The organism is Priestia sp. JNUCC 25, assembly GCF_053667915.1.
Genome location: NZ_JBSJYE010000002.1, coordinates 149,740 through 159,071 on the forward strand (window position 1 = coordinate 149,740; position 9,332 = coordinate 159,071).

Annotated in this window: 11 protein-coding genes and 1 pseudogene; 5 read left to right on the top strand and 7 right to left on the bottom strand. The window is 34.0% G+C overall.

Features of this window, described 5'->3' with window-relative positions; all coding sequences use genetic code 11:
- Positions 1-72 precede the first annotated feature (72 nt).
- A complete protein-coding gene (locus JNUCC25_RS27410; RefSeq protein ID WP_454223326.1) occupies positions 73-1,764 on the top strand; it encodes a DUF6044 family protein in 1,692 nt (563 codons plus the stop codon).
- A gap of 12 nt (positions 1,765-1,776) precedes the next feature.
- The gene (locus JNUCC25_RS27415; protein ID WP_454223327.1) at positions 1,777-2,793 is read left to right on the top strand and encodes a glycosyltransferase family 2 protein; all 1,017 of its coding nucleotides are present in this window, start codon (positions 1,777-1,779) and stop codon (positions 2,791-2,793) included.
- A gap of 355 nt (positions 2,794-3,148) precedes the next feature.
- On the opposite strand, the gene JNUCC25_RS27420 is transcribed toward JNUCC25_RS27415, so the two are convergent.
- Positions 3,149-3,550 (bottom strand): GtrA family protein, encoded by a 402-nt coding sequence (locus JNUCC25_RS27420; RefSeq protein WP_454223328.1) that lies wholly within the window; start codon positions 3,548-3,550, stop codon positions 3,149-3,151.
- A 199-nt stretch (positions 3,551-3,749) separates the two neighbouring features.
- Here JNUCC25_RS27420 and JNUCC25_RS27425 point away from each other — a divergent pair, with 199 nt between their 5' ends.
- Positions 3,750-4,019: a hypothetical protein gene (locus JNUCC25_RS27425; RefSeq protein ID WP_454223329.1), complete on the top strand. Its 270-nt coding sequence runs from the start codon at positions 3,750-3,752 to the stop codon at positions 4,017-4,019.
- A 153-nt stretch (positions 4,020-4,172) separates the two neighbouring features.
- Here the strand turns inward: JNUCC25_RS27425 and JNUCC25_RS27430 are convergent.
- Positions 4,173-4,289 (bottom strand): annotated as a pseudogene (locus tag JNUCC25_RS27430) (small, acid-soluble spore protein, alpha/beta type); the annotation flags it as partial.
- 88 nt (positions 4,290-4,377) lie between these two features.
- Positions 4,378-5,268 carry an Rpn family recombination-promoting nuclease/putative transposase gene (locus tag JNUCC25_RS27435; protein ID WP_454223330.1) on the bottom strand — a complete coding sequence of 297 codons (891 nt, stop codon included), beginning with the start codon at positions 5,266-5,268 and terminating at the stop codon, positions 4,378-4,380.
- 331 nt (positions 5,269-5,599) lie between these two features.
- On the opposite strand from JNUCC25_RS27435, the gene JNUCC25_RS27440 reads away from it, so the two are divergent.
- A complete protein-coding gene (locus JNUCC25_RS27440; RefSeq protein ID WP_454223331.1) occupies positions 5,600-6,544 on the top strand; it encodes a lipase/acyltransferase domain-containing protein in 945 nt (314 codons plus the stop codon).
- A gap of 259 nt (positions 6,545-6,803) precedes the next feature.
- On the opposite strand, the gene JNUCC25_RS27445 is transcribed toward JNUCC25_RS27440, so the two are convergent.
- The 4 genes from JNUCC25_RS27445 to JNUCC25_RS27460 all read right to left on the bottom strand — a co-directional run bounded on the left by JNUCC25_RS27445 (position 6,804) and on the right by JNUCC25_RS27460 (position 8,934).
- Entirely contained in the window at positions 6,804-7,013 is a 210-nt protein-coding gene (locus JNUCC25_RS27445) for a small, acid-soluble spore protein, alpha/beta type (RefSeq protein ID WP_454223332.1), read from the bottom strand.
- Between the two features lie 267 nt (positions 7,014-7,280).
- Positions 7,281-7,427 carry an FbpB family small basic protein gene (locus tag JNUCC25_RS27450; RefSeq protein WP_454223333.1) on the bottom strand — a complete coding sequence of 49 codons (147 nt, stop codon included), beginning with the start codon at positions 7,425-7,427 and terminating at the stop codon, positions 7,281-7,283.
- A gap of 75 nt (positions 7,428-7,502) precedes the next feature.
- Positions 7,503-7,655, bottom strand: coding sequence for a hypothetical protein (locus JNUCC25_RS27455; protein WP_454223334.1), 153 nt, complete (start codon positions 7,653-7,655; stop codon positions 7,503-7,505).
- A 13-nt stretch (positions 7,656-7,668) separates the two neighbouring features.
- Positions 7,669-8,934 carry a Y-family DNA polymerase gene (locus tag JNUCC25_RS27460; RefSeq protein ID WP_454223335.1) on the bottom strand — a complete coding sequence of 422 codons (1,266 nt, stop codon included), beginning with the start codon at positions 8,932-8,934 and terminating at the stop codon, positions 7,669-7,671.
- 112 nt (positions 8,935-9,046) lie between these two features.
- Between JNUCC25_RS27460 and JNUCC25_RS27465 the strand changes: the two genes are divergently transcribed.
- The gene (locus JNUCC25_RS27465) at positions 9,047-9,292 is read left to right on the top strand and encodes a hypothetical protein (RefSeq protein ID WP_454223336.1); all 246 of its coding nucleotides are present in this window, start codon (positions 9,047-9,049) and stop codon (positions 9,290-9,292) included.
- Positions 9,293-9,332: the final 40 nt, after the last annotated feature.

The following is a 9,332-nucleotide window of genomic DNA, read 5'->3' on the forward strand; positions in this document are numbered from 1 at the left end:
GATATTTTGTATGAGTAGAATCGCCAAAGAGAAGAAATATGCTTTAAAAATAATTTAATGGATGTGTAATAAATGTCAGTGGCTACAACAGGAAAGAGAAAAGAAAAAATCTATATTATCAGTGCACTTGTACTAATTTTTCTTTATTTTCTCCCTATGTATGTATTAGGAGAAGACGCTCACATACGTGTTCATGATAATTTAGATTCTAATATTGCCTGGTATAAGGTGTTGGCTGAAAGTGGTCAGATATTTGGGGGCCTTCACTCTACAATTCCTCAAGTAATCAATGGATTGCCCCGTGATGCATTCGGGACAGCGTTTAGTGGGATTGTTTGGCTTCACGCTCTCTTTCCTCCTATGACTGCTTATGCTTTAAGCCAAACAATTACTCGGTTAGTTGCTTATGGTGGAATGTATTTACTATTGAAAAAGCACTTTATTAAACACGAAGATGCCCACTTTGTTCGTGTTGGTGTATCACTTGCATTTGCACTTACTCCATTTTGGCCTTCAGGCATGTTAAGTACATTAGGTTATCCCCTTGCTTTATGGGCATTTCTAAATATCCGTTCTGGAGATTTTTCATGGAAAGAATGGGTAGCTCTTTTCCTTTTACCCTTTTATTCAAGCTTTGTACTTGGCTTTTTCTTCTTTTTGGTGGCGATTTCTTTTTTATGGATCTATGACTTAATTAGAAAGAGGAAGTGGAATTGGCCATTTCTATTTAGCCTTATTTTTATGACATCCCTTTACCTTTTAATTGAATACCGCCTTGTCTATTCAATGGTTCTTTCAGAACAGCCAAATCATAGGATGGAATTTATATCTTCTCGACATGATTTTTGGCACTCTATGCGCCTTTCACTTAAAAACTTTCTCATAGGGCATACACATGTTATGACTGTTCATACGCACGTTATTCTTCCAATATTATTTTTGACCCTTATTTTATTAGCTGTTAAGAAGAATATAAAACATAATAAATTATTCGTTTTTTTATTTCTTTTAAATGCTGCTTTATCAATATGGTACGCTTTTTGGTTTAATAATTTATGGATTCCTCTCAAAGAAAAGATCAGCTTTCTAAATACATTTAACTTTGCGAGGTTTCATTTCTTACGAATTATTGTTATTTACCTTAGTTTCGGACTAGCCTGTTATATTCTATGGTCACTAGGAAAGTTTTGGAGGCAACTAGCTACTATAGCGATCCTAAGTCAGATCGTAACACTTCTTCTGTTTAACGAAGAACTTCTTTATGGCTACCACTTTCACTCTCCTTCCTTTAGAGAGTTTTATGCTACAGAACAATTTAACGATATAAAAGAATACATTGGGGACCCTCAAGATTCGTACCGTGTAGCAAGTATTGGACTCCATCCAGCTATTTCACAATACAACGGGTTCTACACACTAGATACGTATAACAATGTATATCCCCTTGAATACAAGTATAAATTTCGAAAGATAATAGCAAAAGAGTTAGAAAAAAATAAGCAATTAAGAAAATATTACGATGAATGGGAAAGTCGCTGTTACATCTTTGTCAATGAACTCGGTAAAACATACGAGTTCACAAAAGATCAAAATATAAAAGTACGTCGTTTGCAGCTAAACACGAATCAATTTAAAGCAATGGGTGGTCGTTATATCTTTTCATCGGTGCCTATTTTGAATGCGAAAGATAATAACCTTGCGCTCTTGAAAGAATTTAATCATAAAGAATCTGCGTGGAAGATTTACTTGTATCAAGTAATGTAGGAGGTATAAAAATTGAAGTCAACGCTGCCCTTAGTAACCATAGTGGTTCCATGTTATAACGAACAAGAAGTATTAAAAGACACCATTACGCAACTCTCCTCTGTGTTAGATGATTTAAGAGAAGAAGAGTTAATTTCAGCTAATAGCAAGATATTATTTGTAGATGACGGTAGTAAAGATCGGACATGGTCATTAATTGCGATGGAAAGTACCATTAATTGCTATGTAACAGGACTAAAGCTATCATGCAATGTAGGACATCAGAAGGCGCTTCTTGCCGGACTTGAAAAAGCTAAATCTAAATCGGACTGTGTCATTTCCATCGATGCCGATTTGCAAGATGATATTTCAGTTATTCGAAGTTTCATCTTGAAATATCATGAAGGAGATGAAATTGTATATGGTGTACGCGATAGCAGAGAAACAGATACCTTTTTTAAACGAAATACTGCTTTATGTTTTTACCGTCTTATGCAAAAGTTAAATATCAACCTTATTTATAACCATGCAGATTATCGTTTAATGAGCAAGCGAGCGATTGAAGAACTTTCACGTTATAAAGAAGCAGATTTGTTTTTAAGAGGAGTTGTTCCTTTGATTGGATTTAAATCCTCAAAAGTGACATATAATCGAAAAGAGCGTCTAGCCGGGGAAACCAAATATCCTTTGAAAAAGATGGTCTCTTTCGCATTTAACGGCCTCACCTCATTTAGTGTGTTTCCAATCCGAGCCTTTACTTTTTTAGGTTGCGTGTTATTTTTTATAAGTATGATTACAGGCTGTTATGCGTTTATTCAAAAGTTATTAGGTAACACGAGTATAGGATGGACCTCTTTAATTATCTCTATTTGGCTGTTAGGTGCCATACAGTTAATAAGTATTGGAGTAGTAGGAGAATATATTGGAAAGATATTTATAGAAGTAAAAAAGAGGCCTCCTTATGCGGTTGATATTGACTTATACACAGAAAGGTTAGGGGTGTCCACGTTCGCAGAAGAAAGTTTATTAACTAAAGAAGAATTCAACTAAATCAGCTCTTCTTATAATAAAGTGTATAGATTATATATACCAAACTTACCTCTTTCTTCTTTATGACTATTTTTTGTGTTAATTTCTCTCTATTACGGCATTTTTTATTTTTACATGACTATTTGGTAGTATGAATTTTTGTTTCATTCTAGGTTTTGTTTTAGCACTTATTAGACACTTTTAAAAGTTATTCAGATAAATGATTTGCATCTATCTAAGACAAACAAGCATATCTAAAAAGGTATGCTTGTTTCGTTATGTAATGAAGTTCTTGCCTCTTAATAAAAAATTAAAGCATAACTATTTTACTGCATTTTACATGTTTCCTTTAGAATACATTAATCATTCATTTATTTTATCCTTTTAATGGTTTAAAAACCCAAAAACGAGTACCTATATAGTTTAATCCAACGCTTATAATTGTTACTAAAACCTTGCTGTAAGGAAGTGGTATGTTAAATTTATAGTGAAACAAAGTTAACAAGAAAGATGTAACAATTAAAGTGAAAACATTCAACACAGTAAACTCGAGAAATTCATGCTTCCTTCTTTTCCCCTGTTGTTGAAACGTCCATGTTTTATTTAAAAGATAACTGTTTAATACACCACACCCATAAGATACGCATTGAGCTATTATATAATATACGCCTAAATAAGATAAGAGAGAAAAAACGAAAAAATCAATAGCTGTATTTAATCCCCCCACAGTACAGAATTTTAAGTAGTGAATGCTTTCTTTATTAACAACGTTCTTCATACAAAACACCTTCTCGAAATTTTCTAGCTGCTTTTTCCTTCATTTTACATGAACAAATCTCTTACGCTCATGTCGAACACTTTATTAATTAATATTACTTAAAAAGGTCTTATTGTTGCATAAACAAGGGTATCTTTTTAACCTTTGAGAAGATATTAATGATATGGAATATATGGTTGAAAGTGAGTTGAAATAGAAGATGAGTATTTCTAAATTTAAAGAGGCTATTATAATTGAAGGAGATTCTGTAGTTGATCGAATGGAGAGCCTATATAAATTAGTTCACGAATGTATGGGTAAAAAGGATTTAGAGAACCTTGTATTAATTACACTGACTCAAATCGCTTTTTGTCACTACTTGTTAGGTATAGAAGTCGATGAAAATTGCCGACTTGCTTCTTTGATTACTATTGTAAACGAGCATTATGATGTTAATTATAAGCTTAGTGATTTAGATATAAGCTTTTAATCTTTTTAAATTCAAATGTTGATATAGGTGACAGAAGTGTAGTCCAAGTATTAGTAAATACTTTTTTAGCTTAGAAAAAGGAAGAATGGATTCCCATTCTTCCCTAAACCATCACTTTATAATATTGTCTTAGAAACGTCCTTCGCCAAGTTGTTACTCACCCATTTGTACAAGAAGCTTGGTGAATTCCTCACCTAATGATCCGTTTGCACGTGAAATCCTATCAGTACCAAGGTTTACACCAAATTCATTAGCAATTTCGTATTTCAATTATAAAATATACTGCTTTTATACGTGTATTTTCCTGTACTGATACTATAAAACGGAACAGCTTACCTTTTAATGCGACGTTTTTTATTTATTGATGTCTAAGCTTTTCAATTTCGTCTATAGAAAGACCTGTCAACTTACTGATTATGTTGTTAGTTATTCCTTCTTGAATCATTCCAATAGCCATCGCTTTTATTGTCTTTTCACGTCCTTCTTCTAGTCCTTCTTGCTTTCCTTTTTTTTCAGCTCTTTTTAAAGCAGATTTTTCATCCAAAAGAGCTTTTCGTCTTGCTTCATAAGCAAGTAATACTTCTGGATCCTGACTCACGCGTTCCCATTCATCTATTGCTTTCTTTAGTACTTGATCTTCTTGCATCGCAATCTCCTCCAATACTTGAGTGATTTCTTCATCTTCGGATGCTTCAAGTAATAATAACCATCTCACAAGTTGATCTTCTCGTGGATCTACCTCTTTATTTCGCCATTTAATTAATAGCTTAGGTAGCTCCATAAAATGAATTTCCAGCATATCGGTTAAAAGCAATTTCTGTTCTCGCTCATATAACTGAAAGGTGGAGTGATAATCATTCATATGTGATAAATAACGGAAGTTCACAATGTTAATGGTAATCGTTTTACAAAGTTCTCCGTAGTCCATGCCTTCTTTCATCTGACTACTATACATTTTGGACCAATAATAGAGTGTTCGCTTTTCCATATCATGTTTATTATTAAGTTGAATTTCAATATTAACGCGGCTTCCATCTTCTAGTTGCGCGTGTACGTCTAGAATTGAGCGTTTATCTTCTTGATTTTCTTTGTTAAAATGCGGGTCCAATAACTGGACTGTTTGAATCTTCTTCTCATCTGGAAAGCAAAGTGCCGCATTTAAAAAGGCTGCTAAAATGGATTCATTTCCATGAGTGCCAAATAACGATTTAAACGCAAAGTCAACACGTAAATCTAATCGTTTCGTCATAATGCCCTCCGTTATGTTCATGTTTGTTATTAGTATACCATGACTAGATTTCTTCTTCCTATATCACACGTTTTAACTGGTTAGATTTATAATGAACAGTCTAAATACTTTGGAGTTTTTATAAATATAAGCGAAGGTAAAAAACTATTGGGTATTAAAACCCTTTTCAAATTGCATAAGATATTCATCTTTAGTTCTATATAGTCAATTTTTTTGAAACTCTAATAAAAAAGAAACTTTCACTGCATGAGTATGAGTTTAACATAAAGCATATATCCTGAAATAAAATGGTAAGAAGCCATTCTCACGTACAAATTATGGGGGAATCATCATGTTAAATTACAAATTCAAAAAAAATCCTATCATTTTTATACCGGGCCTGTTCGGTTCAATGAGTAATGTCATAATTCCTGGCACTGGTAACTGGAGCTTTGGAGGAGCAAGCTTTATCTATGACCCTTTTATTCAACTACTAGAAAGCATTGGCTATCAACGTAATAAAAATCTCTTTACTTGCTTTTATGACTGGAGTCAAAGAATTTCTCATTCTGCACAACGTTACTTAATCCCAAAAATTGAGGAGATAAAGCTAAAGACTGGCTATAACAAAGTTAACTTGGTTTGTCATAGCATGGGAGGATTAGTCGCTCGCTCTTATATTCAAAGTGAACAATACCTCTACGATGTAGATAAACTCATTTTATTGTGCACACCTAATGCAGGATCTGCTCCCAATTACAGTTTTTGGACCAGAGGAAAAGCACCTGTAAAATCGTCATTAGAATTCAATATTGTTTACAACGCGATGGAGATGTATATACGGTACCTTAGTACACGTTATAGACTAGATAGGATACAGGCTGTTCATACTTACTTTAAAGGATTGCAAGATGTTATTCCAGGAAGAGATTATGGTGACTATTTGTTAATAGAAAATCATCATTCAAAGGAATTTATACCTTACCAAACGATGAAGATGAAAAATAAATTCCTAGATGAGCTAAATAGACATAAGAGTATAATAAAGAATAGGGGTATAGATGTTACATTAATCGGAGGATATGAAAAAGATACCAATTTATACTTAAAAGTTATTCCTACTATGTCCCCTAACATCGAAGGAGAAGTAGAAAGTGTATTGAAGACAAATATGGGGGATGGGAATGTGGTACTAAATAGCTTGCTTTCTTTAGATGGAGACAAATATATATTACAAGGGGATCATGTAGAAGTTTTATATAAGAGTGGGCCTATCTTACGTGAAAAACTGCAATAGCAAGGACAGGCAGTTTTAATAATTGATGAGAAGTAATCTAAAAGAGGAATAAAACTTAAATTTTTGAACAAACTAAGATGATAAGGACCCCAATTCCTTTTATCTCAAAGTATGATGTTCTTAAGAAAAAGAAGCTATCCTAAGATAGCTTCTTTTTCTTATTTTTAAAACATACATTCAAGAAGTTTCTCTATTTTTCTACGATAAAAAGGAAGAATGGAGTGCATTCTTCCTTTAGCCACTACTTTATAAAGTTGTTTTAAGAACGTCCGCCGCCGAGTTGTTGCTCAGCCATTTGTACAAGACGTTTCGTGATTTCGCCACCTACTGATCCGTTCGCACGTGCAGTTGTATCAGGACCGAGGTTTACACCAAATTCGCTAGCGATTTCATATTTCATTTGATCGATTGCTTGTTGCGCACCGTATACTAATAATTCGTTATTGTTGCTATTTTTATTGTTTGCCATTTTATTCAGCTCCTTTAAAGTTTACAACGTTAACATGTGTAAAAGAAAAATCATTTATTCATAAAATACAAAAATTTTTTTTAGGTAGTGTTGCTTTTATAAATATATATATCAAGCAGAGAAACTGCTTTTATCTTATAAATAACCATCTAGTTCCTATTTAAACAAAGATTAATACTTGAAGGTTCACTTACAGATAGTTCCCATCAACATACTAATAGGAAGATATAAAAGATGAAAGCCACTTATCTAAGTGGCTTTTATTCTTTATTTCTTTAGGAATGTTTGCTTTATCGCATGCTCATGTCGATAGTCAATGCGTTCTTCAATTTGATCCAATAATCTCTTATCTTGTTGAATCTGATTTTTATTCTCATTAATGAGATGTTGAAATGAGGGTTTTAACTTTCGCATAAAGGCCACTTCTCTCTTTTAAAGATTTTTATATAAATTAGGTGTAATTATAATCGTTATACGAAATAAAACAACTTATAAGACTTGATGGAATAAATCTTTTCTTCCTCTCCAAATATTATTTCTACTCTTTGTTTTTTGTACATTTTTTATACATTCTCTTTTTATAATAGAAAATGCACAGAAAGCATAAGACAAGAGGTATTTTTTCATTCCTCTAGGTTCCATCTCTTTTTCCTCCTTACGCTTTATGGCCACCCATAAGGCCATTTCGATAACGATCTGTTGAATAAGGAAGATGACTAGACGCACGTAGTACACTATTCTTCCCATAACGCAGCAGAATCTTATCAATCGTTTTGGCAAGAGCATAGGCTCTTTCACGCTGATCAATATCCTCAAATAAGCTCATTTTCTTCTCATCTTGAATGCTAGTATTTGATAATGAAATCCCAATAGAGCGAATCGGCATTCCACTATCATGTGTATGTAAAAGGGTTAAACAGTACGGAAAGATATCCTGGTTTAAGTTTGAAGCTCTCGCCATTTTCTTTTGTCTGGAGAAACCTCCACCTGTTTGTTTGCTATAGCCAATGGATAAATGGATGGTTTGTGCGACGACCTGATGCATTCGTAAGCGAAAGCACACATCGTCTAATAGCTCCAACAGCAATAACTCCACTTCTTTTCGGTTTGTATAATCACGGAATAGAATTTGACTCTTTCCAAAGGAACGAGAACTAGGAATATATACATCTGAAATGCGACTGTAATCAATGCCATTCGCATGTTGGTGTAACTCTTCGCCTAGTATGCCAAATTCCTTTTGTAACACCCCTTTTGAAAAAAGAGCGAGTTCCTTTATGGAGTGAATGTCCAAACGATTTAAGCGCCTTTCCGTAGCAGAAGATATCCCCCAGAAATCTTTCATCGGATGAATGGACCACAACTTAAAGGGAATATCCTCATATCGCCAATAGGCAACTCCTGTTGGGCTATTCTTGGCTTCATGATCTAAGCTCACCTTCGCCAGTAAGAGATTCGGACCGATACCTGCGGTAGCTGTCAGCCGTGTCTTGCGATAAATTTCGTTGATGATTTTATGGGCCAGTTCTTCCGGTGTTTTAGCGAATAAATGCAGAGAAGCTGTCGCATCAATAAATAACTCATCAATGCTATACGCATGAAAGTCTTCAGGAGCCACATACTGTAACACCAAACTCGAAATATAGTTCGAAGCCTTGATATATCTCTCCATAGATGGATTCACCACATGGATATCTTTCCTTTTAGGAATATCGAAAAGGCGACTTCCCGTTTTGATGCCTTCTTTCTTTAATAAAGGTGTGGCAGCTAATACAACGGATCCCGCCCTCTTCGTATCTCCTACAACTGCCAACTTTGTTTTCAACGGATTTAATCCCCGTATGACAGAAGAAACCGAAGCAAAGAAACTTTTCATGTCTATGCAAATAATAACTCTGTTTGGTAGCTGCCCATAATCCATTGGAATAACCCCTCAATAAAGAACGTTTGTTCTTTATTATATACGAACAAACGTTCTTTATTCAATGGAATCTTTTCCCGATTATTGTTACAATAAGAAAAAAATACTCTATATGAATGAGAACGAAGGGGAATCTATGATTAAAGCTTTCAGCGCATTTTTACTGACTACTATTACTTCTTTTGTTGTAATGGTTGGTGCCTTACTAATTTGGGTTACTATACAAGGAAATCACATAACTGATCCGTCACTTGCAGACGGATTAGGGTTTGCGGTTGCTTATGGGGTAATAGCTGCTGTTCCCGTTTCGCTTGCAATAGGAATCTTTGGTGGTATTATTGGTTATTTGAGAAATTGAATTTAAAAATCCTATTTATTATTTAAGGAGAAGTAACAAA